The 24,356-nt window shown below is 70.7% G+C and carries 22 protein-coding genes and 1 pseudogene; 12 read left to right on the top strand and 11 right to left on the bottom strand.

Features of this window, described 5'->3' with window-relative positions:
* Nucleotides 1-34 precede the first annotated feature (34 nt).
* Both ACFYYR_RS03735 and ACFYYR_RS03730 read left to right on the top strand, forming a co-directional pair.
* Nucleotides 35-2,206 carry a 3-hydroxyacyl-CoA dehydrogenase NAD-binding domain-containing protein gene (locus ACFYYR_RS03735; protein ID WP_388846545.1) on the top strand — a complete coding sequence of 724 codons (2,172 nt, stop codon included), beginning with the start codon at nucleotides 35-37 and terminating at the stop codon, nucleotides 2,204-2,206.
* A gap of 503 nt (nucleotides 2,207-2,709) precedes the next feature.
* On the top strand, nucleotides 2,710-3,165 hold the full coding sequence (locus ACFYYR_RS03730) for an RDD family protein (RefSeq protein ID WP_388846544.1): 456 nt from the start codon (nucleotides 2,710-2,712) through the stop codon (nucleotides 3,163-3,165).
* Between the two features lie 147 nt (nucleotides 3,166-3,312).
* Here ACFYYR_RS03730 and ACFYYR_RS03725 read toward each other — a convergent pair whose 3' ends face one another.
* From ACFYYR_RS03725 to ACFYYR_RS03715, 3 genes are all read right to left on the bottom strand, one after another.
* Nucleotides 3,313-4,077 carry a MerR family transcriptional regulator gene (locus ACFYYR_RS03725; protein ID WP_388846542.1) on the bottom strand — a complete coding sequence of 255 codons (765 nt, stop codon included), beginning with the start codon at nucleotides 4,075-4,077 and terminating at the stop codon, nucleotides 3,313-3,315.
* 146 nt (nucleotides 4,078-4,223) lie between these two features.
* On the bottom strand, nucleotides 4,224-5,357 hold the full coding sequence (locus ACFYYR_RS03720; protein ID WP_388846540.1) for an aminotransferase class I/II-fold pyridoxal phosphate-dependent enzyme: 1,134 nt from the start codon (nucleotides 5,355-5,357) through the stop codon (nucleotides 4,224-4,226).
* Entirely contained in the window at nucleotides 5,354-6,097 is a 744-nt protein-coding gene (locus ACFYYR_RS03715; protein WP_388846538.1) for a transcriptional regulator, read from the bottom strand. The genes ACFYYR_RS03720 and ACFYYR_RS03715 overlap by 4 nt, the downstream gene beginning before the upstream one ends.
* Before the next feature lie 244 nt (nucleotides 6,098-6,341).
* Between ACFYYR_RS03715 and ACFYYR_RS03710 the strand changes: the two genes are divergently transcribed.
* A complete protein-coding gene (locus ACFYYR_RS03710; protein WP_388846536.1) occupies nucleotides 6,342-6,821 on the top strand; it encodes a hypothetical protein in 480 nt (159 codons plus the stop codon).
* Between the two features lie 129 nt (nucleotides 6,822-6,950).
* A complete protein-coding gene (locus tag ACFYYR_RS03705) occupies nucleotides 6,951-7,769 on the top strand; it encodes an oxygenase MpaB family protein (RefSeq protein ID WP_388847248.1) in 819 nt (272 codons plus the stop codon).
* A gap of 119 nt (nucleotides 7,770-7,888) precedes the next feature.
* Here ACFYYR_RS03705 and ACFYYR_RS03700 read toward each other — a convergent pair whose 3' ends face one another.
* Nucleotides 7,889-9,412, bottom strand: a complete 1,524-nt coding sequence (locus ACFYYR_RS03700; protein WP_388846534.1) for a M1 family metallopeptidase — start codon at nucleotides 9,410-9,412, stop codon at nucleotides 7,889-7,891.
* Nucleotides 9,413-9,669: 257 nt separating this feature from the next.
* Between ACFYYR_RS03700 and ACFYYR_RS03695 the strand changes: the two genes are divergently transcribed.
* From ACFYYR_RS03695 to ACFYYR_RS03680, 4 genes are all read left to right on the top strand, one after another.
* The gene (locus ACFYYR_RS03695; RefSeq protein WP_388847246.1) at nucleotides 9,670-11,682 is read left to right on the top strand and encodes a Xaa-Pro dipeptidyl-peptidase; all 2,013 of its coding nucleotides are present in this window, start codon (nucleotides 9,670-9,672) and stop codon (nucleotides 11,680-11,682) included.
* Entirely contained in the window at nucleotides 11,679-12,986 is a 1,308-nt protein-coding gene (locus ACFYYR_RS03690; protein ID WP_388846532.1) for a M14 family metallocarboxypeptidase, read from the top strand. Before ACFYYR_RS03695 ends, ACFYYR_RS03690 begins: the two co-directional genes overlap by 4 nt.
* Nucleotides 12,987-13,158: 172 nt before the next feature.
* The gene (locus tag ACFYYR_RS03685; protein ID WP_388847244.1) at nucleotides 13,159-14,838 is read left to right on the top strand and encodes a BCCT family transporter; all 1,680 of its coding nucleotides are present in this window, start codon (nucleotides 13,159-13,161) and stop codon (nucleotides 14,836-14,838) included.
* A gap of 267 nt (nucleotides 14,839-15,105) precedes the next feature.
* Nucleotides 15,106-15,648 carry an MOSC domain-containing protein gene (locus tag ACFYYR_RS03680; protein ID WP_388846530.1) on the top strand — a complete coding sequence of 181 codons (543 nt, stop codon included), beginning with the start codon at nucleotides 15,106-15,108 and terminating at the stop codon, nucleotides 15,646-15,648.
* A 112-nt stretch (nucleotides 15,649-15,760) separates the two neighbouring features.
* On the opposite strand, the gene ACFYYR_RS03675 is transcribed toward ACFYYR_RS03680, so the two are convergent.
* From ACFYYR_RS03675 to ACFYYR_RS03660, 4 genes are all read right to left on the bottom strand, one after another.
* Entirely contained in the window at nucleotides 15,761-16,933 is a 1,173-nt protein-coding gene (locus ACFYYR_RS03675) for a methyltransferase domain-containing protein (RefSeq protein ID WP_388846528.1), read from the bottom strand.
* Complete coding sequence (locus tag ACFYYR_RS03670) at nucleotides 16,930-17,067, bottom strand: hypothetical protein (protein WP_388846526.1); 138 nt, start codon at nucleotides 17,065-17,067, stop codon at nucleotides 16,930-16,932. Before ACFYYR_RS03670 ends, ACFYYR_RS03675 begins: the two co-directional genes overlap by 4 nt.
* Nucleotides 17,068-17,196: 129 nt before the next feature.
* On the bottom strand, nucleotides 17,197-17,388 hold the full coding sequence (locus ACFYYR_RS03665) for a hypothetical protein (protein ID WP_388846524.1): 192 nt from the start codon (nucleotides 17,386-17,388) through the stop codon (nucleotides 17,197-17,199).
* Between the two features lie 101 nt (nucleotides 17,389-17,489).
* A complete protein-coding gene (locus ACFYYR_RS03660; protein WP_388846522.1) occupies nucleotides 17,490-17,771 on the bottom strand; it encodes a DUF6415 family natural product biosynthesis protein in 282 nt (93 codons plus the stop codon).
* Nucleotides 17,772-18,004: 233 nt separating this feature from the next.
* Between ACFYYR_RS03660 and ACFYYR_RS03655 the strand changes: the two are divergent.
* Nucleotides 18,005-18,322, top strand: a pseudogene (locus tag ACFYYR_RS03655) (transposase); the annotation flags it as partial.
* Nucleotides 18,323-18,405: 83 nt separating this feature from the next.
* Here the strand turns inward: ACFYYR_RS03655 and ACFYYR_RS03650 are convergent.
* The 3 genes from ACFYYR_RS03650 to ACFYYR_RS03640 form a co-directional block, all read right to left on the bottom strand.
* The gene (locus ACFYYR_RS03650; protein WP_388846520.1) at nucleotides 18,406-18,753 is read right to left on the bottom strand and encodes a hypothetical protein; all 348 of its coding nucleotides are present in this window, start codon (nucleotides 18,751-18,753) and stop codon (nucleotides 18,406-18,408) included.
* 1,457 nt (nucleotides 18,754-20,210) lie between these two features.
* The gene (locus tag ACFYYR_RS03645) at nucleotides 20,211-21,437 is read right to left on the bottom strand and encodes a multiprotein-bridging factor 1 family protein (protein ID WP_388846518.1); all 1,227 of its coding nucleotides are present in this window, start codon (nucleotides 21,435-21,437) and stop codon (nucleotides 20,211-20,213) included.
* A 443-nt stretch (nucleotides 21,438-21,880) separates the two neighbouring features.
* Nucleotides 21,881-22,354 carry an ArsI/CadI family heavy metal resistance metalloenzyme gene (locus ACFYYR_RS03640; protein WP_388846516.1) on the bottom strand — a complete coding sequence of 158 codons (474 nt, stop codon included), beginning with the start codon at nucleotides 22,352-22,354 and terminating at the stop codon, nucleotides 21,881-21,883.
* 80 nt (nucleotides 22,355-22,434) lie between these two features.
* Between ACFYYR_RS03640 and ACFYYR_RS03635 the strand changes: the two genes are divergently transcribed.
* Genes ACFYYR_RS03635 through ACFYYR_RS03625 form a run of 3 tightly spaced genes read left to right on the top strand, consistent with a single transcriptional unit; the run spans nucleotide 22,435 to nucleotide 24,354 of the window.
* Nucleotides 22,435-22,836 (top strand): ArsR/SmtB family transcription factor, encoded by a 402-nt coding sequence (locus ACFYYR_RS03635; RefSeq protein WP_388846514.1) that lies wholly within the window; start codon nucleotides 22,435-22,437, stop codon nucleotides 22,834-22,836.
* A 29-nt stretch (nucleotides 22,837-22,865) separates the two neighbouring features.
* Nucleotides 22,866-23,951: an ACR3 family arsenite efflux transporter gene (gene arsB, locus ACFYYR_RS03630; RefSeq protein ID WP_388846512.1), complete on the top strand. Its 1,086-nt coding sequence runs from the start codon at nucleotides 22,866-22,868 to the stop codon at nucleotides 23,949-23,951.
* Nucleotides 23,944-24,354, top strand: a complete 411-nt coding sequence (locus ACFYYR_RS03625; RefSeq protein WP_388846510.1) for an arsenate reductase ArsC — start codon at nucleotides 23,944-23,946, stop codon at nucleotides 24,352-24,354. Before arsB ends, ACFYYR_RS03625 begins: the two co-directional genes overlap by 8 nt.
* Nucleotides 24,355-24,356 lie beyond the last annotated feature (2 nt).

Here is a 24,356-nt window from a genome sequence, read left to right as displayed (position 1 = left end):
CCGTCCGTCCCATTCCCCTTACGGAGCACACCACATGAGCGAGTCCACCACCATCCGCTGGGAACAGGACGAGACCGGCGTCGTCACCCTCGTCCTCGACGATCCCGACCAGTCGGCGAACACCATGAACGCCGCCTTCAAGACCTCCCTCACCGCGGTCGCCGACCGCCTGGAGGCCGAGCAGGACTCCATCCGCGGCGTCATCGTCACCTCCGCCAAGAAGACCTTCTTCGCGGGCGGCGACCTCAAGGACATGAGCCGGATCGGCCCCGAGCACGCGCAGACCGCGTTCGACATGGGCATGGGCATCAAGCGCGACCTGCGCCGGCTGGAGACCCTCGGCAAGCCCGTCGTCGCCGCCATCAACGGCGCGGCGCTCGGCGGTGGTTACGAGATCGCCCTCGCCTGTCACCACCGGGTCGCCCTCGACGCCCCCGGCTCCAAGATCGGCCTGCCCGAGGTCACCCTCGGCCTGCTCCCGGGCGGCGGCGGTGTCGTCCGCACGGTACGGCTGCTCGGCATCACCGACGCGCTGCTGAAGGTGCTGCTCCAGGGCACCCAGTACCCGCCGCGCCGCGCCCTGGACGCCGGGCTCGTCCACGAGGTCGTGGACTCCCGGGAGGAACTGCTCGCCCGGGCCCGCGCCTTCATCGACGCCCACCCCGAGTCGCAGCAGCCCTGGGACGTCAAGGGGTACAAGATCCCCGGCGGCACCCCCGCGCACCCCAAGTTCGCCGCCAACCTTCCCGCCTTCCCGGCCAACCTGCAGAAGCAACTGGCCGGCGCGCCCTACCCGGCGCCGCGCAACATCCTCGCCGCCGCCGTCGAGGGCGCCCAGGTCGATTTCGAGACCGCCCAGACCATCGAGTCCCGCTACTTCACCGAGCTGGTGACCGGCCGGATCTCCAAGAACATGATCCAGGCGTTCCTCTTCGACATGCAGGCCGTCAACTCCGGCGCCAACCGGCCCTCGGGGATCGAGCCGCGGACCGTCCGCAAGGTCGCGGTGCTCGGCGCGGGCATGATGGGCGCGGGCATCGCGTACTCCTGCGCCAAGGCCGGCATCGAGGTCGTCCTCAAGGACGTCTCGACGGAGGCGGCCGAGAAGGGCAAGGCGTACTCCGCGGGGCTGCTCGCCAAGGCCCTGGAGCGGGGCCGCACCACCGAGGCGAAGCGGGACGAGCTGCTGGCCCGGATCACCCCCACCGGGAACCCGCAGGACCTCGCGGGCTGCGACGCCGTGATCGAGGCGGTGTTCGAGGACCCGGCCGTGAAGCGCAAGGTCTTCCAGGAGATCGAGGACGTCATCGCGCCGGACGCGCTGCTCTGCTCCAACACCTCCACCCTGCCGATCACCCTGCTCGCCGAGAACGTCCAGCGTGCCGAGGACTTCATCGGCCTGCACTTCTTCTCGCCCGTCGACAAGATGCCGCTGGTGGAGATCATCAAGGGCGAGCGGACCGGCGACGAGGCCCTGGCCCGCGCCTTCGACCTGGTGCGGCAGATCCGGAAGACCCCGATCGTGGTCAACGACTCGCGCGGCTTCTTCACCTCCCGCGTGATCGGCCACTTCATCAACGAGGGCGTGGCGATGGTCGGGGAGGGCATCGACCCGGCCTCCGTCGAACAGGCCGCGGCCCAGGCCGGCTACCCGGCCAAGGTGCTGTCGCTGATGGACGAGCTCACCCTCACCCTCCCGCGCCGGATCCGCAACGAGTCGCGGCGCGCGGTGGAGGAGGCCGGCGGGGTCTGGGAGGCCCACCCGGCCGACGCCGTCATCGACCGCCTGGTCGACGAGTTCGACCGCCCGGGCCGCAGCGGCGGCGCCGGCTTCTACGACTACACCGACGGCCGGCGCGCCGGGCTGTGGCCGGGGCTGCGCGAGCACTTCACCCGGTCCGAGGTCTCCGTCCCCTTCGAGGACATGAAGGAGCGGATGCTGTTCGTCGAGGCGATCGACACGGTCCGCTGCCTGGAGGAGGGGGTGCTGACCTCGGTGGCCGACGCCAACATCGGCTCCATCCTCGGCATCGGCTTCCCCGGCTGGACCGGCGGCGTCCTCCAGTACATCAACGGCTACGAGGGCGGTCTCCCCGGCTTCGTGGCCCGCGCCCGGGAGCTCCAGGCCGCGTACGGCGACCGGTTCGCGCCCCCGGCGCTGCTGGTGGAGAAGGCGGAGCGGGGCGAGCGGTTCCAGGACGCCTGACGCCGGGGCACCACCCCGCCGTTCGTGCCGCGCTCGTGGGTGCGGCGGTGGGGTGGCCGGAGGGTGTCGTACCCGTGCAACGGCTTTCGCCGGGGCACGGGAGGGGCGGTCCGGCTGCGGGGCTCTGTGGCCGGACTGTACCGGTGGGCGGCCGGAATGTAACCGTTCATAACCGATCCCGGCAGGGCACCCGAACGAGTTTGCGACGGTGGGGAACGGTCCGCTTGGATCCTTGCATGAGTGAACACCCGCCGCCGCACGGCGGTTACGGCCCTCCGCAGCCTCCGCAGCAGCCCCACGGTCATCCGCAGCCGCCGTACGGCTACCCGCAGCAGCCGCCCGGGGCGCCGTACGGAGCTCCCGGCCCCTACGGAGGTCCGCAGCAGGGTCCGTACGGTGGGCCTCAGCAAGGCCCCTACGGCGGGGCTCAGCAGGGCCCGTACGGCGCCCCGCCGCCGCAGCCGCCGTACGCCGGGTACTATTCCGCGCCCCCCGGAGCACCGATGGGCGGCCCGCCCCAGGAGGCCCTCGCCAACCAGGGAGCCCGGCTCGGCGCGCGGCTGCTGGACGGCCTCATCCTGATCGTGGCGTTCGCCGTGGTCCTCGGCGTCGTCGTCCTGCTCCAGCTGCCCGGGCGCGACAACGACGCCTACATGATCACCATCGCCGCCCTCGGCATCTGCTGCTGGGTGGCGCTGCTCTTCTACGAGCCCGTGATGACCTGGAAGTACGGCGCGACGCTGGGCAAGCGCATCTGCGGAATCCGGGTGGCACGCCTGGAGGACGGCCAGAACATATCCTTCGGCCGCGCCATGGGCCGCTGGGGGATCACCTTCGCCATGGGCTTCATCCCGCTGCTGCCCCTGCTGAACGTCCTGTGGTGCTGCTGGGACGAACCGTTCCGCCAGTGCCTGCACGACAAGGTCGTGACGACGGTGGTCGTGAAGAACCCCTCCTGACGGCGTTTCCCGTGCCTTCCGCCCGGCACCCCGGCGGAAGGCACGGAGGGGTTCCGGCGGGATCCCCGCAGAGCGGGAGGGCGGCGGCCGGACAGAGCGGGCGGAGGGCCCGTCCCGGCGCTCCGGCGCCGGAGCCTCCCGGGGTGCTCAGTGCTTGCGCTCGGAGCCCTCCGTGCCCAGCCAGCCGCGGAGTTCCTCCTTCATCGAGCGCTGGAAGGCCGTGACCAGCGCCTGGACCACCAGCGGCTGCATGTGGGCCGACAGGGACTTCGTCCGGGCCACGCGCTCCGGATCCGGCGTCCCCTCCTGGGCCGGGCCCCACACCTCCTGCCGGAAGAGGTGGCTCAACTCGCGTGCCGCGGAGCGGGTGTGCTCCACCATCACCGCCCGGGCGGTCAGGATCGCCTCCGGCGATATCGGTACGTCCAGCAGCTGCACGCCGAGGTGGAGCAGGCCCGGGTCGGCCTGGAACACGTCCGGTTCCTCGGTCCGGACCAGGATGCTCATCGCCGTGAGCCGGTCGAGGTCCTCCTCCGTCAGGGCGCGTCCCGCCCTCCGTTCCAGCTGCTCCCGGGTCGTCCGCTCCGCGCTGTCCGGTACCCAGGACGCCACGAGCGCCCGGTGGATGGCGAGGTCGTGCGGGCTGAGGTCCGGCGGCAGCTGCTCCAGATAGCGTTCGATGGCGGCCAGCGTCATGCCCTGGTGCTGGAGCTCCTCGATCAGGGCGAGCCGGGAGAGGTGCTCGGGCCCGTACCGGCCCACCCGGCGCGGGCCTATGGCGGGCGGCGGCAGCAGACCGCGGGTGCTGTAGAAGCGGACGGTGCGGACGGTGACGCCCGCGCGGGCCGCCAGTTCGTCGACGGTGAGGGAGGGCTCCCCCGAGCCGACGTCCGGAGTGGTCTGCTGGGTCATCCGACGTACCCTTCATCTGCTGCACCGAACGAGTGCAACAGTATTGCTGTCTCACCGCCGATGTGAAACCGGTCGGCGGGGGACGGATCCGGCCCCGGGCCGGCGGCCCGCGACCGGCACCGTCCCGCTCCCCGGGCCGCCGGGTCTCACCGCCGGGCGCGCAGCCACTCCGCGAAGGTGTCCAGGGCCGGCTGCGGATCGCGCCGCCCGATGCCGATGCGGAACCGGTCGGTGGGTGTGGCGGTGAGCTCCGACCGGTAGATGCTCGCCGGCAACAGCAGGACACCGGCCTGCTCGACGAGCTCGGTGCAGAACGCCTCCACGCCGTCCGCGCCGAGATAGCGGGGGAACGCCACACAGCCGCCGTCGGGGGCCCGCCACTCGAACAGGTCGCCGAACTCGGCGAAGAAGGCGTCGAAGGCGGGGAGGTTGCCGGCGATCAGGGCCCGGTTGCGGTCCAGGATGCGGTCGCGGGCCCGCAGGGCGATCCGAGCGAGGAGCTCGCTCGGTGCGGAGTTGCAGATGGTGGTGTAGTGCTTGGCGCGCTCCAGCCGGGAGCGGAGTTCCCGGTCGCGGCAGGCGATCCAGCCGACCCGCAGGCCGGGGAGCCCCAGCGACTTCGAGGTGACGTTCAGCGACAGCGCCCGCTCCGACAGGTCGGCCGCCTGCGGAAGGGTGCGGGCGGTGTCGCGCTCCAGGCCGCGGTAGACCTCGTCGCTGAAGAGATGGATGCCGCGCTCGTCGCAGAGCTCGGCCAGGCGCGCGAAGTCCTCGGCACCGATCACCTTTCCCGTCGGGTTGTTGGGGAAGTTGACCGAGACGACCCGGGTGGTGGGGCGGAGGGCCGCCGCCACCCGGTCCAGGTCCAGCGCCCAGTCCTCCTGCGGGTCCAGGGCGACCCCGGTGACGTCGCACAGCGACAGCGGGACCGTCTCCGCGGCCTGGTAGTTGGGCGTGATCACCACGGCGTGGTCGCCGGGCTCCAGCAGCACCTGCATCGCCAGGTACAGCGCCTCCTCGGCACCGGCGAAGCAGATCACGTCGTCGGCGTCGGCGTGGGTGTACGTCTCGGCGATCACCCGGCGCAGCTCCGGGTCGCCGAAGGTCTCGGTGTAGCCCAGGGAGAGGGTCTCCCAGGCGCGCCGGTCCTCCTCGCCCGCCAGCGACAGCAGCTCGGCCATCGTCATCGTCTGCACGTCGGAGGCGGTCAGATGGTGGCGGGCGGTGAACTCCCAGCGGGAGAAGTAGGTTTCCAGACGGAAGTCCGGCAGCCGGGTCATGGGGAGTCCTTCCGGGCCTTGAGGTCGGCGAGCAGGGCATAGACGGTGGACCGGGAGGCCTTCAGCTCCCGGGCGACGACGGGGACCGCCCGGCGCACGGCGAAGACGCCGGCCCGGTCGAGTTCGGCGAGCACGGTGAGCCGGTCCTCGCGCCCGAGGCGCTCCACCGGCCGGCCGCGCTCGCGCACGAACGTGCCGATGATCTGCTGCACGCGCTCGGTCCAGTCCTGCTCGAAGAGCGGCTCCGGCCGCGGCGCGGTGGGCGCGGCGAAGCCCGCGAGCACGGCCGCCGCCCGGTCCAGCGGCGTCCGGTCCAGATTGACGCAGAGCACGGCGGACGGCTCGCCGTCGGTGGTGCGCAGGACCGCGCTGACGGACGACAGCCGCCGCCCGTCGGCCAGCAGCTTCTCGTACGGCCCGTAGACGTCGTGCGCCGACGGGTCCAGCGCGTCGAGCTCGCCGAGCAGCGACGGGTCGCCGGGCTTGCGCGGGCCCATCGGGTTCCACAGGGCCAGCACCCGGTCGGTCCCGGCGTCGTGCAGGACCACCTCCGCGTACGGGCCGAGGAGCAGGGCCACGGCCTGGCACACGGGGGCCCAGAGGCGGACCCGGGGGTCCGGGTGGTCGGCGTGGCCGGTGCCGGTGGGGCTCGTGGTCCCGGCCGGGGCGCCGGCCGGGGTGCCGGGGGCCGGGGCCGCGTCGTGGTACGCGGGGTCCGGCGGGCTGCTCTCCGTCGTCATGGCTGGATCGTATGTCCAATCTGGATTTTCTGTCCAGGCGGTCCGGGGCGGGGTGGCTGCTGGGGGGTGCGGCTGCGGGGAGGCGGTTCCGGGCCCCGGCGCTCGGACATCCGCCTGGTGCGTGCCTTCCGCGCTCGGGTGTCCGGGTGGAAGCCGGCGTCGGGGAAGGTAACTACCGTTACTGGCCGAAAAGTTGTCGCGTTCAGGTGTTCGATGCGGGGAGTCGGTCGGGTAGATCTGGAGTATGAAGCTGATCCCCACGGACGTCGGACCGCTCAACCCCGAACTGCTCGACGTCGTCCTCGGCCTGGTGTGTTTCGGCGTCGCCTACGGCGTCCTGTCCCAGGTGCTGCTGCCGCGCATCGGGAAGGTGCTGTACGAACGGGAGCAGGCCACCGAGGGCGTCCTGCGGTGTTCCGAACAGCTGGAGGCAGAGGCCGAGGAAGTGCGCGAGCGCTGTGTGCAGGCCCTGGCCGAGGCCCGGCACGACGCCGCGCGGATCCGCCAGGAGGCGACGGAGGAAGGCACCGAGCTCATCGCCGCGGCCCGCGCCGAGGGCATACGGGAACGCGACGAACTGATCGCCGCGGGCCGCGCCCGGATCGCCGCGGAGGTCACGGCGGCCGAAGCGGCGCTGAACGGCACGGTCACCGAGCTGGCCACCGAGCTGGCGGGCCGGATCCTCGGCGAACCGGCCGGCGTGGGCGGCAGCCGCGGGGCGTAACGCGGGCCGCCCGGCCCCGCGGAGGCGTCCCGCACCCCCGGGAGTCATCATGGACACGTGACCACCGCACACCGCGCATCCGCCTCCCCCGCCCGCGACGCCGATCCCGAGCCGCCGCCCGTGGGTGGCCTGCTGTGGGAGACGGCGGGGGAGATCCGTTCGGTGATGGCGCTGCCCGCCGCGCTCACCATGCAGGTCGCGCACCCGGCCATCGGTGCGGGCGTGGACGAGCACTCCGTCTTCCGCACCGACCCCTGGGGCCGCGGCGAGCGGTCGCTGTCCTCCGTGCAGCTGTGGGTCTACGGCGGTCCCGAGGCGGCCGAGGAGGGCCGCAGGCTGCGGGCCCTGCACCGGACCATCCAGGGGACGGACGCCCACGGGCGCAAGTACCACGCCCTCACCCCCGCCAACTACGGCTGGGTGCACGCCACCGGCTTCCCCGTCTACCGGTACGCGCAGGGCGTGCTGGCCCGCCGCCCGTACACCGAGGCGGAGGAGCACCGGCTGTACGCCGAGTGGCTCCAGGTCGGGCGGATTCTGGGCATCGCGGACCGGGACATGCCGCAGACGGTCGAGGAGTTCTGGCCGTACTACCGCAAGGTGCTCGACGAGCAGTTGGAGGCCACCGTCGTGGTCCGCGAGCTGCTGGACACCGACGCGCCCGTGCCCGCGCCCGACCGGGGCCCGAGGGCGGCCCGTCTGCTGCTGCGTGCCCTCTGGCCGCTGCTGCTGCCGCCGTTCCTGCGGCTGCGCCGGTTCCTCACCATCGGGCTCATGCCGCCGGACGCCCGGGAGGCGATCGGACTGGAGTGGACCGACCGGCAGGAGCGCCGGCTGCGGCGCTTCGGGCGAGTGGTGAGCGTCGTGGTGCCGCTGCTGCCCGAGCGGCTGCGCTACCTGCCCTACGCGCGCCGGGCCCGCCGCGCCGTGCGGCGCGGCGGGCTCTGATGGCCTGTGCAGGGCCCTGGACCTGAGGTCGGTGACCTCCCCAGGTCAGCGGCTCTCGGGCCGGTGACCCCAGGTCCGGGACGTTCGAGCCACTGCCCCGGGCCACCGGCTGCCCCACCTCAGTGACGACCCCCGGGCCGCGCGTGGTCGTGGACCGAGTGGGTGGCGCTGATCTGCTTCCAGGACTTCGGCTCCGCCGGGTGGCGCTTCGTGCTGAGCCCGGCGCGGGCCGCCGCGGGGGCGGCCGGCCTGGACTCGTCGTAGAGCCAGGTCTGGAAGAGGTCCGCGAGCGGCTTGCGCGACACCTTCTCCGCGTACCGGATGAAGTCGCCGACCTTGGCGTTGCCGTACGCCCGGTCCTTCTGCCAGCCCTTCAGGATCTTGAAGAACGTCTTGTCGCCGACCTCGGTGCGCAGCGCCTGGAGTGCGAGGGCGCCGCGGTCGTAGACGGCGTCGTCGAACTGCTTGTCCGGGCCCGGGTCGCCCGGTGCGACCGTCCAGAACGGGTCGTCGGCCGGGTGCTCGGCGTAGATGTAGTCGGCCAGCTCCTGTGCGGTGCCCTCGCCCTCCTTCTCGGACCAGAGCCACTCCGCGTAGCTGGCGAAGCCCTCGTTGAGCCAGATGTCCTGCCAGCCGCGGACCGAGACGTGGTCGCCCCACCACTGGTGGGCCAGCTCATGGACGATCAGGGAGGGGTTCGCGCCCCGGGAGAACTGCCGGGGGCTGTAGAACGGCCGGGTCTGGGTCTCCAGCGCGTAGCCGGTCTTGGTGTTGGGCACATAGCCGCCCAGCGCGTTGAACGGGTACGGGCCGAAGACCGTCGACGCCCACTCGACGACCTCCGCCGACCGCTCGACGCTCGCCCGGGCCGCGCCCGCGTTCTCGCCGAGGTCCTTGCTGTACGCGTTGAGCACCGGCAGGCCGTCGGCGGTCTTGTCGGTGGTGATGTCGAACTTGCCGACGCCGAGCGTGGTCAGGTAGGTGGCCTGCGGCTTGTCGGAGCGCCAGGTGCTCCGGGTCCAGCCCGACCGGGTGCTCTCCGAGGTGCGGACACCGTTGCTGACCGCCTGGGTGCCCTTCGGCACCGTGACGGAGACGTCGAACGTCGCCTTGTCGAGCGGGTGGTCGTTGCTCGGGAACCACCACCAGGCGGCCTCGGGCTCGTTCGCCGCCACGGCGCCGTCGGGCGTGCGGTGCCAGGCGGTGTAGCCGTCCACCTTCACCTTGGACGGCGTGCCGGAGTAGCGCACCACGACGCTGATCCGCTGCCCCTTCTCCAGGGCCTTGGCCGGGGTGATCTCCAGCTCGTGCTTCCCGGAGCGGGCGAACGACGCCTTCTTGCCGTTCACCCGCACCTCGCTCACATCGAGCGCGAAGTCGAGGTTGAAGCGGGACAGCGCCTGCTTGGTGGTGGCCACCAGGGTTGCGGTGCCGTCCAGCCGGTCGTTGGACGGCCGGTACTTCAGACGCAGGTCGTAGTGCGAGACGTCATAGCCACCATTGCCGTAGTCCGGGTAGTAGCGGTCGCCGATACCCGGGGCCCCGGGCTCGGCCGGCTCGGGGGCGGCGGTGGCCGCCGACGCCGGGATCGCCAGCAGCAGGCAGGAGGCGAGAGCGCTCGGGGCGAGGAGTCTGCGGTGCACGAGTCCTCCAACTCGTAGAAGCGGGGGAGCGGTTCGAGACTATTCGGCACCATGGACACCGGACGTGTCCATGGTCATTCCTGTCACATGATCGCCATACGGGGGACATCGTCGCGCCTGTCCACCTGGTCTCCCCGGTATCGACTCGCCCTCTTCTGCGCAGCAGTTGACCGGAGTACCGTCCGCCCGTGGCGATACGTGCGCGGGTCACCCGCATCCCGAGGAGAACGTTCGTTGCGGCGGTCTGTGCCGCCCTGATGGCCGTGTTCGTCCAGCCGGCCGGAGCCGAGACCACCCCGTCCGGAGCCGGGGCAGCCCCCCTGTCCCGGGCCGAGGCCACCCCGTCCGGGGGCCAAGCCACTCCGTCCCGGGCCGAGGCAGCCCCGTCCGGCACGAAGCAGAGCCGGCCCGTCTACTCCTACGACCGCGCCATCCGCGAGTCCGTCTGGGTGGACACCGGGCTCGACGGCGACGCGGACGGCCGGACCGACCGGGTCGCCGTCGACATCGTCCGCCCCCGGGAACCGGCCCGGCAGGGCCGCCGCATCCCGGTCATCATGGACGCCAGCCCGTACTACTCCTGCTGCGGGCGCGGCAACGAGAGCCAGAAGAAGACCTACGACGCCGCCGGCCGCCCGGTGCAGTTCCCGCTCTTCTACGACAACTACTTCGTGCCGCGGGGCTATGCGAGCGTGCTCGTCGACCTCGCCGGAACCAACCGCTCCGACGGCTGCGTCGACGTCGGCGGCCGCTCCGACGTCCTCTCCGCCCGCGCCGTCGTCGACTGGCTGAACGGCCGGGCCCGCGGCTACAGCTCCCGGACCGGCGGCCGGGCCGTCACCGCCCGCTGGTCCAGCGGATCCGTCGGCATGATCGGCAAGAGCTACGACGGCACGGTCGCCAACGGCGTCGCCGCCACCGGCGTCCGGGGCCTGAAGACCATCGTGCCGATCGGCGCCATCAGCTCCTGGTACGACTACTACTTCGCCAAGGGCGCCCCGCTCTACGACGGCGGCCCCGACTGGCTGTCCGACTACGTGGAGAGCCCCGACGCCAAGGCCCGCTGCGCCGCCGTCCAGAAACGCCTCGTCGACGGGGCCCCGCGCTCCGGCGACTGGACCGGGCTGTGGAGCGAACGCGACTACCGCCCGGACGCGGGCCGGGTGCGCGCCAGCGTCTTCGCCGTCCACGGCATGCAGGACCTCAACGTCCGCAGCCGGCACCTCGGAGCGTGGTGGCAGGCCCTCGCCCGCAACGGCGTCGAGCGGAAGATCTGGCTCTCCCAGACCGGCCACGTCGACCCGTTCGACTTCCGCCGCGCCACCTGGGTGAAGACCCTGCACCGCTGGTTCGACCACTACCTGCTGGGCATCGACAACGGCATCGAGCGCGAGCCGATGGCCGACGTCGAACGCGCCCCCGACCGCTGGTCCACCGACCGCGTCTGGCCCGCCCCCGGCACCCGGAACGCCACCCTCCGGCCCCGCACCGGCAGCGCCCCCGGCGTCGGCACACTCGGCCTGCGCCCCGCCCGCCCCGGCAGCACCGAGACCTTCACCGACGACCCGAAGCTGAGCGAGACCGACTGGGCGGAACAACTCGGCACCTCGACCCCCGCCAAGGCCGGCTTCAGCACCGGGCCGCTCCGCCGGGACCTGCGGCTCTCCGGCTCCGGCAAGGTGACCGTCACCGCGACCCCGTCGACCCGCAGCGCCCATCTCTCCGCCGTGCTGGTGGACCTGGGCCCGGACACCGTCCGCGACTACGCCGGTACCGGTGAGGGCATCAGCACCCTGCCCGAGCGCACCTGCTGGGGCAGCAGCTCCGACGGCGACAGCGCCTGCTTCAAGCAGACCCGGGCGAAGACCGCGGACGTCGGCCACACCGTCGTCAGCCGCGGCTGGGCCGACCTCGGCAACCACGCCTCGGAGCACACCGGCCGCCCGCTGACACCGGGGCGGACGTACACGATCACCCTGGACCTGCACGCGAGCGACCACGTCGTCCCGGCCGGCCACCGGCTCGCCCTGATCGTCGCCGGTACCGACGCCGGACTGATCGAACCCCCGGACACCACACCGCGCCTGGAGCTCGACCTCGCCCGGACCTCCGCCCGGCTCCCGCTCGTCGGTGGCAGCAGGGCCTTCCGGGAGGCCACCGCGGGCGGGTCGTCCGCGGCACCGGAGAAGGCTCCGTCGCGCGGCATCCGCATTCCGCACACCCTCCGCCCGGTCCCGTTCGCAAACAGCCAGGGAGGCACGACCTCGTGACACCGCGCGCTCTTCTGCTCGGCGCCCTCGGTGCCGTACTCGCCGCGCCGCTGATCGTCGTCCCGGCGCGGGCCGACTCCACCCCGGCGCCGCCGCGTACCGGGTTCGAGCGCAGCGGCGGCGCCCGCTGGACCACGCAGCCGGAGGAACAGGAGCTGCTGGCCCGGCTGGACCGGGACAGCCGGCGGGTGGCCGTCGACCGGATCGGCAGCACGGGGGAGGGCCGTCCGCTCCAGCTCGTCCGGATCGGTGCCGACACCCCGCCGGACGCCGCGCAGACCGCCCGCGGCAGCTCCGTGCTGCTGCTGTGCAGCCAGCACGGTGACGAACCGTCAGGCCGGGACGCCTGTCTGTCCACCGTGCGCGACCTCGCCTACACCGAGGACCGGGCGACGCTGCGCTTCCTGCGGCACACCTCCGTCCTCGTCGTCCCCACGGCCAACCCCGACGGGCGGGCGGCGGACACCCGCGGCAACGCCGACGGCACCGACATCAACCGGGACCACATCGCCCTGCGGACCCCGGAGGCCCGCGCCGTCGCGGCTGTGATCCGCGACCACCGCCCCGACCTCGTCTACGACCTGCACGAGTACGGCCCGACCGCGCCGTACTACGTCAAGGACCTGCTGTCGCTCTGGCCGCGCAACCTCAACACCGCCGGGCCGGTCCACCACGAGGCGCGCACGCTCTCCGAGCGCTACGTCCGCCCGGCCGCCGGTGCGGCGGGCTTCAGCACCGGCATCTACGGCATCTGGACGGACCCGGTGACCGGTGAGCCGGTGAAGCAGGTCGCCGGCGACGGCCAGGAACGGATCCTCCGCAACACCGCCGGCATCAAGCACTCCGTGGGTCTCCTGGTCGAGACCCGCACCGACCCGCTCACCGAGGATGAGCAGGCCGACCCGGCGCTCAACAACCGGCGCCGGGTCCACTCCCAGCAGGCCGCCCTCGCGGGGATGCTCGACTTCACCGGTGACCGGCGTCACCGCATCGAAGCGGCCACCACGGCGGCACGGCTCGCCGGATACGCCGACCGCGGGCCGGTGTACCTCGGTGGCGCGGACAACGAACCGGCCGGTGAGGAGCAGATCCTCCGGGACCCGCCGTGCGGCTACCGCCTCACGGGAGACCAGTACGCGGAGGTCCGGGACGAGCTCGCCCTGCACGGGGTGCGCTCACGGCCGGCGGCCGACGGCGGAGTGCTGGTGCCGCTGCGCCAGCCGCTGCGGGCCCTGGTGCCGCTGCTGCTCGACGAACGGGCCGCCTACCACCTCGCCGCGGGGAGGCCCGTGCCGAGCTGCTGAAGGGGTGCGCGAGGATGCCCGGGGGCGTGGTGGCCAAAACGTTACCAATAGCAATGGAATGATTTTCTGCAATCGGGTTAGGGGCAGCGAGCAGGAAAGTTTCAAGCCATGAAAGGGTCACCACGTGCCGGATCAAGAAAATGACGCGGGGAGTGCTGCCGATGCGGTGGTGGTGCAGGACTTGCCCGGTCCGCACGAGGCCCACCGCCCCCGCACCGACCGGACTGTGTTCGGTGTCACAGCTGTCCTGACGCTGGCCTTCGTCCTCTGGGGCGCGCTCGCCAGCGACGCCCTGGAGAGCGCGTCCAGCTCCATGCTCGACGGGCTGATGCACAACGCCGGCTGGGCCTTCGTCCTCGCCGCCTCCGGTTTCGTGGTGTTCGCGCTGTGGCTGGCGGTCAGCCGCTACGGCAAGATCACCCTGGGCAAGGAGGGCGAGGAGCCGGAGTTCCGCACCGTCTCCTGGGTCGCCATGATGTTCAGCGCCGGCATGGGCATCGGCCTGATGTTCTACGGCGTCAGTGAGCCGCTCTCGCACTTCACCGACCCGCCTCCGGGCACCAACCCGGCCGACGCGGCCGAGGCCATGGACACCGCCATGGCCACCACGCTGTTCCACTGGACGCTCCACCCCTGGGCGATCTACGCCGTGGTGGGTCTGGCGATCGCGTACAGCACCTTCCGCCGCGGCCGCCGCCAGCTGATCAGCTCGGTCTTCGAGCCGCTCCTCGGCAAGCGCCACGCGAACGGCTGGGTCGGCCAGGTCATCGACATCCTGGCGATCTTCGCCACGCTCTTCGGCTCCGCCGCGTCGCTGGGCCTCGGTGCCCTGCAGATCGGCAGTGGTCTCAAGGAGCTCCACTGGATGGGCACGGTCGGCACCGGGGTCCTCGTGGCCATCATCGCCGTGCTGACCGTGGCGTTCATCCTGTCCGCCGTGTCCGGTGTGGCCAAGGGCATCCAGTGGCTGTCCAACATCAACATGGTGCTGGCGCTGGTTCTCGCGCTCTTCGTGTTCGTGGCCGGTCCGACCATCCTGATGCTCGACCTGCTGCCCACCACGATCGGCACCTACCTCGGTGACCTGCCGCAGCTCGTCGGCCGCACCGAGGCGTCCAGCGGCAAGGGCGTCGCGGACTGGCTGTCCAGCTGGACCGTCTTCTACTGGGCCTGGTGGATCTCCTGGACGCCGTTCGTCGGCATGTTCATCGCGCGCATCAGCCGCGGTCGGACGATCCGGCAGTTCATCGGCGGTGTGATCCTGGTCCCCAGCGCCGTCAGCCTGGTCTGGTTCGCCATCTTCGGCGGCTCGGCCATGAAGCTGCAGCAGCTCGGCAAGCTCAAGGACGAGTCGACGCCCGAGGGCCAGCTGTTCGGCGTGCTCCAGCAGTACCCGCTCGCCAGCGTCATGTCCCTGCTGGTGATGGTCCTCGTGGCGATCTTCTTCGTCTCGGGTGCCGACGCCGCCTCCATCGTCATGGGCACGCTCTCCCAGCGGGGCTCCTTCGAGCCGACCAAGCCGGTCGTCGTCTTCTGGGGTGTGCTCACCGGCGCCGTCGCCGCGATCATGCTGTTGATCGGCGGTGGTGAGGGCGACGCCCTCACGGGCCTGCAGAACCTCACGATTCTCGTGGCCGCGCCCTTCACCCTGGTGATGATCGGACTCTGTTGGGCCCTGCTGCGCGACCTGCGCACGGACCCGCTGATCGTCCGTGGCGAGATCGGCGAGGAAGCCGTGGAGACCGCGGTGATAGCCGGACACGAGAAGTTCGGCGGCGACTTCGAGATCCGCATCGGCCCCGCGCCGACGGACGACGGGCCGGCCGAGAAGGAGCCCGTGAAGAACGCCTGACGCGTCCGGGGCCGGCGGACCACCGCTGTCCGTCGCCCCGCCGCCCGCAACACGGCGCCGCGGTCCCCGCTCGGGGGCCGCGGCGCCGTGTTGTGCGGGACACCCCGGTGGCGCAGGCGGCCCGTAGTGTCGTCGACCACGCGGGGGACCGGCGCGGCAGGGCGGGAGTAGGCTCAGCAGCGGATCATCAGTGACTCACCTGTGCTCACCAGCGGGGCATCGGGTGGGTGTCGGTGGGTCATCGCCACTCAGGAGGGGGAACCGGGGATGAGCGGATCGGTCACCGCGGTCAGCAGCAACAGTGCCTACTCGTTCACCAAGCCGAACCGGAGCAGCATCCAACTGCTGGCCGGGCTCGGCGTGGAGGGGGACGTGCACGCGGGGGTGACGGTCAAGCACCGCTCGCGCGTCGCCCAGGACCCCACCCAGCCGAACCTGCGGCAGGTCCACCTCATCCACGAGGAACTCTTCACCGAGCTCCGGGCGGCCGGTTTCACGGTGGCACCCGGCGACCTCGGAGAGAACATCACCACCAGCGGCATCGACCTGCTGGGCCTGCCCGTCGGCACCCTGCTGCACATCGGCGACGAGGCGGTGGTGGAGGTCACCGGACTGCGCAACCCCTGCCTGCAGATCGACATCTTCCAGGAGGGGCTGCTGAAGCAGGTCGTGGGCCGTGACGAGGCGGGGAACGTCGTGCGCAAGTCCGGAATCATGAGCGTCGTGACGGCCGGCGGCACGGTGCGCCCCGGAGACGTCATCGAGATCGAACTCCCCGCCCGGCCCCACCGGCCGCTGGAACGGGTCTGACGCACTTCGGGGATGCGCCCTCAGGCCGAGGGCCGGTTCCCGCAGATGCGGACGATCGTGGGCCCGGCCCTCCGCCACTGAACACGGCGGACAGCCGGGCCGACGCCGTTCCTCACACCGGCCAGGAGTCGTCCGGCGTGTCCAGCCAGGCCCGGTGGCCCTCCGGCGTGACCGTGAGGCCGAAGCGGGTGTGGTCCGGCTCACCCCGGGCGGCCCACCACCGGCAGGCCGCCTCCACTTCGTCCCACAGCCGGCGCGGCCCCGCCTGCCAGACCCGCGCCGCGCCGCCGTCCCGGAACACCGTGCAGGCCCACGACTTGTCCGTCAGGCCGTAGAACCACACCGGCTGCGCCCCGTCGTCCACGGGGGCCACGACCTGCACGCAGTTTCGCACCCGGAGCCCGAGCACGAAGGGGAGCGCGGTGTACGGGCCGGTGACGAACTCCGCCGCCGTGACGTCCGTACCGGACCGGTCGGCGGACTCCTGCGCATCGGCCGGGACATACGCGCTGTGCCCCGGCAGGCGTAGCCGTTGCGCGCGGAGCTTCATGAACTCCACCGGGCGGGTGAAGCGGCCACTGGCCGTCTCCCCCTGCACCACCAAGCGGGCCACGGCGTCCGCGTGGGTGAAGTGCGTTCCCCACGGCGCCACGACGATGCCGCCCGGACGCGTCTGTTCCACCCATGCCCCGGGGATCCTCCGGAGCCCGACCGTGGCCAGAACGCGGTCGTACGGTGCGCTGTCCGCGTGCCCCGCGAACCCGTCGCCCACCACGATCCCCGGATGCAGCCCGGCCGCGCCCAGCCGTTCGCCCGCCAGCCGTGACACGGCGGGGTCCACCTCGACCGTGGTCACCGCCCGGCCGCCGCAACGGTGGGTCAGCGCACCGGCCGTCTCGCCCGTACCGGTACCGACATCGAGGACGGCCATGCCCTCGTCCACATCCAGGTCCCGGAGCAGCCCGTAGACGACGGACGGCATGGAGGAGGAACTCGTCGACACCTGTCCCGGCTCGGTGCCGGTGTGTGCGCCGTCGTCCCACTGGGTCACGATGGGCGCGTCGCGGTCGGCCGCCGCGTACCAGGCATCCGGCTCCCGCGCCTTGTCGACGGGCACGGTGGCCTGTTGCTCGGCGCCGAACGGCCACATGAGGTCCGGCAGGAACGCCGCCCGGTCCACGGCGGCGAACGTCGGAGCCCAGTCCGGCGCCATCACCCCGGTGTCCTGAAGGACGCGCCCCAGCTCCTTGCGGCCGGGGCGCTCCTGAGCCGTACTCGTGGTCATGCGCTCTTGGGCGGGTTGGGCACGCCGGGGCCGCCGTCGGGCGTGGGCGGCGGGTGCGGTCCGGGGTACGGCTGCCCGGGAAGCTTGTCGCCTTCCCCGCCGTCGGTGGCGGTGGTGGTGACGATGTGCGGCATCACGGTCTCTCCTTTGCTCGGATGGTGTTCTTCACTGGGACCCGCCTGGGGCGTGTGACCTGTCCACGGAGTTGAGGCACCGGGCGGGGGATGTGTGGTCCGTCGGCGGGTGCGCCGCCGGGCCCTGTCTCAGGCGCGGTGCCGCTGGTACACGGGGCAGCCGCTCAGGGCGGGGTCGAAGGGCCGGAGCCGGTAGATGCGCATGCAGTCCGGACAGGCGTACTGGATCGCGCCGGGTCCGCTGCCGGTTTCGATGACCGCGATGAGGGTGGGCTCCGGGGTGTATCCGGTGCACCAGGTGCACCACTGGAGTGCCGTCATCGCCTCTCCCGGTGCTCGGCCAGGAGCCACTGACAGTCGTGGGCGAGGGCGGTCACCTGGATGTGCGCGGCGAGTGGGCCCTCGCCGAGGCCCTGCTCGGCCTAGCGCCGGATGCCGTCGAGGCGCGCCCGCCGGGTGTACCACGCGAGACTCCCGCGCCAGAGCCGGTCGGTGACGGCTTCGGCGGCGGGGAGAAGGGAAGCGATGTGGCCACGCAACAGCGCTTCCAGGTCTACCAGTTCGCCTGTGTCGATGCGGCCGGTGCTGGTGCGTAAGGCGCGGTCGATCGTTGCCTGGATAGTGATGATGTCGACGGCAGCGGCTCCGACTTGTGCTGATCCGTCGTCCACGTTGCCGCTGCTGCCGCTGAATTTGGTGTGCACATGAGCCCCTGGGCTTCATCGGTGATCGGATGATGACTGACCGTAATGGGGCTACTGGCGGGTAATGGGTATCGCGTCTCCCCCCTTGCCGCGGGGTACAGTTTGTACCCCCCTTAAGCGGCGTTTCTTGTGGCGTTGACGCTCGTTGAGCAGTGCCTGACGGATCTGGTTGAGCGGTTGGTTCCGGCTGAGTTATGGGTTCCGGCGGGTGGTGCCTCAGACGGAGGTGAAGCGTCCGTGGCGTTCCGCCCATCCGTTCCCGCCGTGGCCTACACCGCCGCAGGCCGGCGAAGCTGTACGCCGACAAGGGCTACGACTACGACCACCCTCGCTGGTGGCTGAGCAAGCGTGGCATCCGGCACCGTATCGCCCGCAAGGGCATCGAGTCCTCACAGCGGCTGGGCCGCCACCCCTGGGTCGTCGAGCGGACCGTTTCCTGGCTCGCTGGCTGCCGCCGACTCCACCGCCGCTACGAGCGCAAAGCCGACCACTTCCTCGCCTTCGTCGGCATAGCCGCAACCCTCATCTGCCACCGCCGCATCACCAAATAAGACGACGTCTAAACCGGGAAGCATCGTTGGGCCCCGCTCCCAACCAGATGGAAGCGGGGCCCAACGTGAAGCAAGTCAGCAATTCAGGAGAGTCGCCGCCCCATTTTTGCCGATTTCTGGTTGCCGCCCTTGGTGTACCACCACTCCTCGATGTGGGCGCGGACAATGTGCACGAGCATCTTCAGCCGTTCTGGGTCGGGAGCCGAGGAAGTGAACAGATCCACGAAGGACTTGTCATCCCACAGCATTGTGAATTCCCAATCCTCCGCCGGGCGCCCGCTGCTGCGCACAGTGAGAAGGTACGTCAGCGTCACCTGTCGGTTGAGGTGATGCTCGACCAACAGATCAGATACGTCGAATTGATACCGGCCGTCGCTGTAGGAGCGAGCTAGGGACTCTTCGGCCGGAGTTCGCGGCACCATCGATACCATCTCCCTGCTTCATCTGCGCTGCAATTCAGGAACTGCACTCTGCTTCCGCTAGCACCTGCTGGAAGGCATGGTAACGCGGTACGCAGTGAGGATGTCGTTAGGGCCTCTCGGGGTACCAATGACAGTGCGGAATGTTTCGTAGCTCGGGCACGAGGTGGAATAGGTGGAGTAGCCCCCAGCGTTGTTGGGGCGGCCGCTGTCGATCGCGCGTCCTATCTTCCTGTCCATGGTGCTGTTCCAGCGGTGGCGCCTGTGAAGGTGCTTCCATCCCCAAGATCTTGTGCCGCAGCGCAGTGTGTACCTGCGCGGCCCGCGAAAATACTGTCGGACGACGTAGTTGCGCGAGTGGCGCCGGTATGTGTCGCTGAGGCTGCTGGCGGAGAGTTCGGCAGGGCTGCTGACGGGTGAGGCCGCAAGCCTTGCGGACCCGGCGTAGGCCGGAGCGGCTGTGGGGAGTGCCATGACCGTCGTGAGGACGGCACAGGCCAGGCTCGCTTGTATCGTTCGAGGTAGGTTGAAACGCAAATGAATCCCCCCTTGGTTTAGAGCCTTCATGGTCATTGAAGACTCGACTATTTGACCCTCTCCACCTTGGGTCGATGACATCTGATCAAGGAGCCCTAAGTGCCGTCAAAGGGCTAATGTGCGTGTCGTTTCGGATTTCTGTCAGACGTGGGGTTGGCTGATTCTGGGCCCTGCGGTGCTGTGGCACACCTGAACGCTCTTGACCTCGTGATGGCTTCAGCCGATGAAGCGGAATGTCGAGGACGGGGCTGGGGTGCTGATCAATTCCGCCGTTACGGGAAAGCGGAGCGGCGGACTCGCCTCCCCTTGTGAAAAGCGGCATCCTTGCTTCCGGCCGCTACACCTGCGGTTTGTTGTGTGACCGGCCATTGAGTCACACGGAATAAATTTGCGAGCTCGACTTTGTGTCGCTGGTCCGGCGGGCAGGTCATCCTCGCCAGTCGGCGAGGATGTCGTCCGGGGTCCACAGCAGTCGAGCGGGGCGGTGTCCAGGTCTGTGGCGGCGCCGGAGAGGGTGGCGGCGGCGAGGCCGGTGCGGGTGGGATCGAAGCTTGGTACGCGGAGGCGGCGCGGCGTAAGAATGCGGACAGGCCGTGGGCATCGAAGGGGGTGCCCAGCCGCTTGACCGAGCCGACGAGTCGGGCCTCGCGAGCCACCGGTGCGCGGTCCGCGCCGACCAGGTTGAGTTTCGGGCCGAATTGCCGGTTCCACCAGCCGCCGACCGCCTTGACCCCTGCCCGGGGCAACCGGTCGGAGGGCACGGCCAGTTCGAGAGCTTCCCGGATCACCTCTTTAGTGACTTGTCGCGCCGCGTCGTCCAGCGGCGCCCGATGAGGCGGAAGGCCGCCTCGGGGCCGCCGCGGCGGGCCTGCTCCTGGCAACGCGGAGCGCGGCGAGGCCCCGACCAGCAAGATCACTATCTAGCTGGAGTGCTAAGCGGGTATGCCCAATTCCTGGGAAAGGAGGGTGACGTCGTCTCGGATCATCGGGCCGGCGGTTTCCCGGAGTTCGGTCACGGCCGAGCGCGCGAACAGATTGAACCGGGCGGTTTCGGGAGACGCCGTGACCGCCTTCTTCAGCAGATGGACCACGGCGACGCTCTCGCCCTGCATGCTGTGCGCCCGAGCCGACTCGATCAGGTGCCCACTGCGACGGGTGGCTGAAGGGATGGCTGAGAGGTCGACGCGCCCCACTGTCTCAACCGCCTCGCGGCCTCGCATCAAGTCGACCTTCATGGTGATGGCGTAGGCGTCCACGACGCCTCGGCCGAACAACAGCCAAGGGTGGACGTACCCCTCGCCAAGTCGACGTGCGGCTTCGTCCGCACGGTCCCAGTGTCGTTCGGCATCTCCCTTGCTGCCGGATTTCGCATAGGACAACGCGGCAGCCAGATGCATCAGCCCCCACAGGGCCTGATCTTCGGTGTCGCGGCTGGGCTGGAGTAGTTCCGCGGCGCGCATGGTGAGCTCGATGCGGGCCTCGTTCCGTTCGCCTCCCGAGCGGAAGACGTGGTTCATGTACCAGGCGGCGGCGGCAATGGCGTGCGGGCTGTCTGCGTCCTGCGCCGCGTTCATGGATCGGTCCCCGGTCAGATAGACCAGCTCAGGGGTGGGCTGGTAGGCGAGGAAGAGCTGTGCGAGGTGGTAGGTCTGTGCGAGTGCCACCAGGGCCTGCCGCCGCTGTCGGCCCTCCAGGGTTCGTGCGGCGTGCTGCGTGTCGCGCAGGAGATCGGGCAGCACCTGGGCGATACGGGTGCGGTGCGGCCCGGGGCTGTGCCACATGTGCCATGCATGCCGCAGGCGTGTATCGAGTTCAGCGGGCGTGCACGGCTCCTCGTCGCCTCGGCAGAACCGATAGCTGGTCAGGGCCTGCTTGACGCTGTCCAATGAGCTGTGGGCGGTCTTGGTGTAAGTGGCAGCGGTCAAGCGCTCATTGCCGGTGAGTTCGGCCAGATCCTCGATGCCCAAGGCGTCGGCCATGCGGAGCAGCAGTGGAAGTCGGGGGGCCTGCAGGCGACCGGTCTCGATCGCCTTGACCCACTCTGCCGAGCGGCCGACCAGTCCGGCAAGGACGGAACGAGTCTGGCCCTTGCGCTCGCGTGCCCTACGAACGCGGCTGCCGAAGGTGCTGTCTGGAGGAGTGCGCATAGGGTCGGGCATAGAGAACTCCATTCTGACTCGACACCAGAAACCGTACAGCGAACGGCCTCTGCGGCGGCGGGGATCGAGGTGCGTTCGAAGCTGACGGAGGTCGCGGGGTGCCGGGGCAGCCGCACCTCTCTGTGAGGTGCACGCTGTCCGCCTCCACCGCAGCCCGATCCAGTTCGCGAAGGCGGCGAGTTGGATGCTGCGCGACCGTGCATGCGCCCGCAGTGCGGTCACTGCCCTGTGCGCCGTGGGGCGGCAGCGCGTCTGCTGGGGCGCAGTCCCTCGCGCTCGCTGGAGGCGCGCTGAGCACCGGACCGGCGTGGTTGGCCCACACGTTGGCCCTTCCGCGATAGCCGGACGGCCGCCGGACCTGGTCGTGCGATGCCAGTCCGCGCGCCGTGTCCGGCGGGAGAGAGGGGCGGCGCGCGGAGTCGCCATCGCTTCGGGCCCGGAGGTCAGCCGCCGCAGGTGCAGCCTGCGCCGGCCCCGGCGGGCTCGGTCGCCTGGGTCTCGCCGCCGCAGCAGGCGTCGCCGCCCAGTGCCGGGGCCTTGCCCAGTTGGTCGGCGTCGGCCTTGACGACGTAGACCTCCCACGGCTCCTGGCCGGGGCCGTGGACCCAGACCTTGTCCTGGAGGGCGTAGCAGCAGGAGGTGTCGTTCTCCTCGAAGGTCGCGAGGCCCGCCTCCTGGAGTCGGCCGGTGGCTGCGGTCACCTCGTCGGTCGAGGTGACCTCGACGCCGAGGTGGTCCAGGCGGGTCTCCTGGCCTGCCTCTCCCTCGATCAGCACGAGCTTCAGCGGAGGTTCGGTGATGGCGAAGTTGGCGTACCCGGGGCGGCGCTTGGCCGGCTCGACACCGAAGAGCTTGGAGTAGAACTCCACCGACGCTTCGACGTCGGCGACGTTGAGGGCGAGCTGAACGCGTGACATGACATCCTCCCTGATCTCACTGCATTGATGTTCTTCGATTCAAGCTTGCGCCTTGAATCGAAAAACGTCAACATAGAACCATGCCGAATCAAGAGCTGGCGGTGCTCGGCCAGGACGAGAGCGGGTGCTGCCCGGCGCTGCTGGCCGCACCGATGGATGAGGGCCGGGCCGACGAGCTGGCCAAGGTGTTCAAGGCCCTGGGTGATCCTGTGCGGCTGCGACTGCTGTCGATGATCGCTACGCGGGAGGGCGGGGAGATCTGCGTCTGCGAGCTCACACCGGCCTTCGGCCTGTCCCAGTCGACGATCTCGCATCACCTCAAGCTGCTGAAGCAGGCAGGGCTGATCGCGTCGGAGCGGCGGGGGACATGGGTGTACTACCGGCTGCTGCCGGCGAGGACCGACATGCTCGCCGCGGTCCTCGCCCGCCCGGGGGCCGCGACCTCTCCGTCCTTGGACGAGCCTGCCGGAACCGCTTCGTGAGCCGGCCGCGAACCGCCGCGGAGGGGTCGGTGGCAGGGCGGCTGTCGCTGGTGGACCGGTTCCTGGCCGTGTGGATTCTGGTCGCGATGGCCGCCGGTCTGGGGCTGGGGCGCTTGGTGCCGGGGCTCGGGGATGCGCTGGCGAAGGTCACCGTCACCGGTGTCTCACTGCCGATCGCGCTGGGTCTGCTGGTGATGATGTATCCGGTCCTGGCGAAGGTCCGCTACGACCGGCTGGAGACCGTCACCCGTGACAAGCGGCTGCTGATCCCCTCCCTGGTGATCAACTGGGTGATCGGCCCGGCGGTGATGTTCACCCTCGCCTGGGTCTTCCTGCCCGACCTGCCGGAATACCGGACCGGGCTGATCATCGTGGGCCTTGCCCGCTGCATCGCCATGGTCATCATCTGGAACGACCTGGCCTGCGGCGACCGCGAAGCAGCCGCGGTCCTCGTCGCGCTGAACTCCGTGTTCCAGGTGATCGCCTTCTCCGCCCTGGGCTGGTTCTACCTCTCCGTCCTGCCCGGCCGGCTCGGCCTGGACCAGGCCGCGCTGCATGTGTCGGTGTGGGACGTTGCCCGCAGCGTGCTGATCTTCCTCGGCATCCCCCTGGCCGCCGGGTTCCTCACCCGACAGCTGGGCGAGAGGATCAAGGGGCGCACCTGGTACGAGTCTGAGCTGATCCCGAAGATCGGCCCGTTCGCCCTCTACGGCCTGCTGTTCACCATCGTCGTGCTCTTCGCCCTCCAGGGCGACGCGATCACCTCCCGGCCGTGGGACGTCGCCCGGATCGCGCTGCCCCTGCTGGTCTACTTCGCCGTGATGTGGGCCGGGTCCATGGCGGTCGGCAAGGCGGCCGGCCTGGACTATCCGAGGGCCACGACGCTGGCGTTCACCGCCGCGGGCAACAACTTCGAGCTCGCCATCGCGGTCGCCATCGCGACCTTCGGCGCCTCCTCCGGACAGGCCCTGGCCGGAGTCGTCGGCCCCCTCATCGAGGTGCCGGTGTTGATCGGCCTGGTCCATGTCGCTCTCGCCGCCCGCCACTTCTTCCCCGACACCCCCTCCCCGGCCGCCCAGCAGGCCGCCGTCCCGGAAGGTGCCTCCCATGACTGACACCCCCAAGCCGTCGGTGCTGTTCGTCTGCGTCCACAACGCCGGACGCTCGCAGATGGCCGCCGCCTTCCTCACCCACCTCGGCCAGGGCCGTGTCGAGGTCCGCTCCGCCGGATCCGCCCCCGCCGACGCGGTCAATCCGGCCGTCGTGGAGGCGATGGCCGAAGCCGGCATCGACATCTCCACCGAGACCCCCAAGGTGCTGACCACCGAGGCAGTGCAGACGGCCGACGTCGTGATCACCATGGGCTGCGGCGACGCCTGCCCCGTCTTCCCCGGCAAGAAATACCTCGACTGGCAACTCCAGGACCCGGCAGGACAAGGCCTCCAGGCCATCCGCCCGATCCGCGACGCGATCGAGCGCCGCGTCCAGGCGCTGCTCGAGGAGTTGCTCGCCGCGTAGTC

Origin of the sequence: Streptomyces sp. NPDC001922 (assembly GCF_042891165.1) — a bacterium.
Classification (GTDB): domain Bacteria; phylum Actinomycetota; class Actinomycetes; order Streptomycetales; family Streptomycetaceae; genus Streptomyces.
Note: the sequence above shows the minus strand (reverse complement) of the source record. Positions and strands in the feature narration are given on the sequence as shown.

What these genes read in the sequence shown, in the direction of transcription:
- ACFYYR_RS03675 (WP_388846528.1), bottom strand. Translation starts at nt 16,933, where the DNA reads ATGACCACGAGTACGGCTCAGGAGCGCCCCGGCCGCAAGGAGCTGGGG.
- ACFYYR_RS03710 (WP_388846536.1), top strand. Translation starts at nt 6,342, where the DNA reads ATGAAGCTGATCCCCACGGACGTCGGACCGCTCAACCCCGAACTGCTC.
- ACFYYR_RS03665 (WP_388846524.1), bottom strand. Translation starts at nt 17,388, where the DNA reads ATGACGGCACTCCAGTGGTGCACCTGGTGCACCGGATACACCCCGGAG.
- ACFYYR_RS03735 (WP_388846545.1), top strand. Translation starts at nt 35, where the DNA reads ATGAGCGAGTCCACCACCATCCGCTGGGAACAGGACGAGACCGGCGTC.
- ACFYYR_RS03725 (WP_388846542.1), bottom strand. Translation starts at nt 4,077, where the DNA reads ATGACCCAGCAGACCACTCCGGACGTCGGCTCGGGGGAGCCCTCCCTC.
- ACFYYR_RS03650 (WP_388846520.1), bottom strand. Translation starts at nt 18,753, where the DNA reads ATGGTATCGATGGTGCCGCGAACTCCGGCCGAAGAGTCCCTAGCTCGC.
- ACFYYR_RS03640 (WP_388846516.1), bottom strand. Translation starts at nt 22,354, where the DNA reads ATGTCACGCGTTCAGCTCGCCCTCAACGTCGCCGACGTCGAAGCGTCG.
- ACFYYR_RS03695 (WP_388847246.1), top strand. Translation starts at nt 9,670, where the DNA reads ATGGCCGTGTTCGTCCAGCCGGCCGGAGCCGAGACCACCCCGTCCGGA.
- ACFYYR_RS03680 (WP_388846530.1), top strand. Translation starts at nt 15,106, where the DNA reads ATGAGCGGATCGGTCACCGCGGTCAGCAGCAACAGTGCCTACTCGTTC.
- ACFYYR_RS03625 (WP_388846510.1), top strand. Translation starts at nt 23,944, where the DNA reads ATGACTGACACCCCCAAGCCGTCGGTGCTGTTCGTCTGCGTCCACAAC.
- ACFYYR_RS03645 (WP_388846518.1), bottom strand. Translation starts at nt 21,437, where the DNA reads ATGCCCGACCCTATGCGCACTCCTCCAGACAGCACCTTCGGCAGCCGC.
- ACFYYR_RS03720 (WP_388846540.1), bottom strand. Translation starts at nt 5,357, where the DNA reads ATGACCCGGCTGCCGGACTTCCGTCTGGAAACCTACTTCTCCCGCTGG.
- ACFYYR_RS03635 (WP_388846514.1), top strand. Translation starts at nt 22,435, where the DNA reads ATGCCGAATCAAGAGCTGGCGGTGCTCGGCCAGGACGAGAGCGGGTGC.
- ACFYYR_RS03730 (WP_388846544.1), top strand. Translation starts at nt 2,710, where the DNA reads ATGGGCGGCCCGCCCCAGGAGGCCCTCGCCAACCAGGGAGCCCGGCTC.
- ACFYYR_RS03715 (WP_388846538.1), bottom strand. Translation starts at nt 6,097, where the DNA reads ATGACGACGGAGAGCAGCCCGCCGGACCCCGCGTACCACGACGCGGCC.
- ACFYYR_RS03670 (WP_388846526.1), bottom strand. Translation starts at nt 17,067, where the DNA reads ATGCCGCACATCGTCACCACCACCGCCACCGACGGCGGGGAAGGCGAC.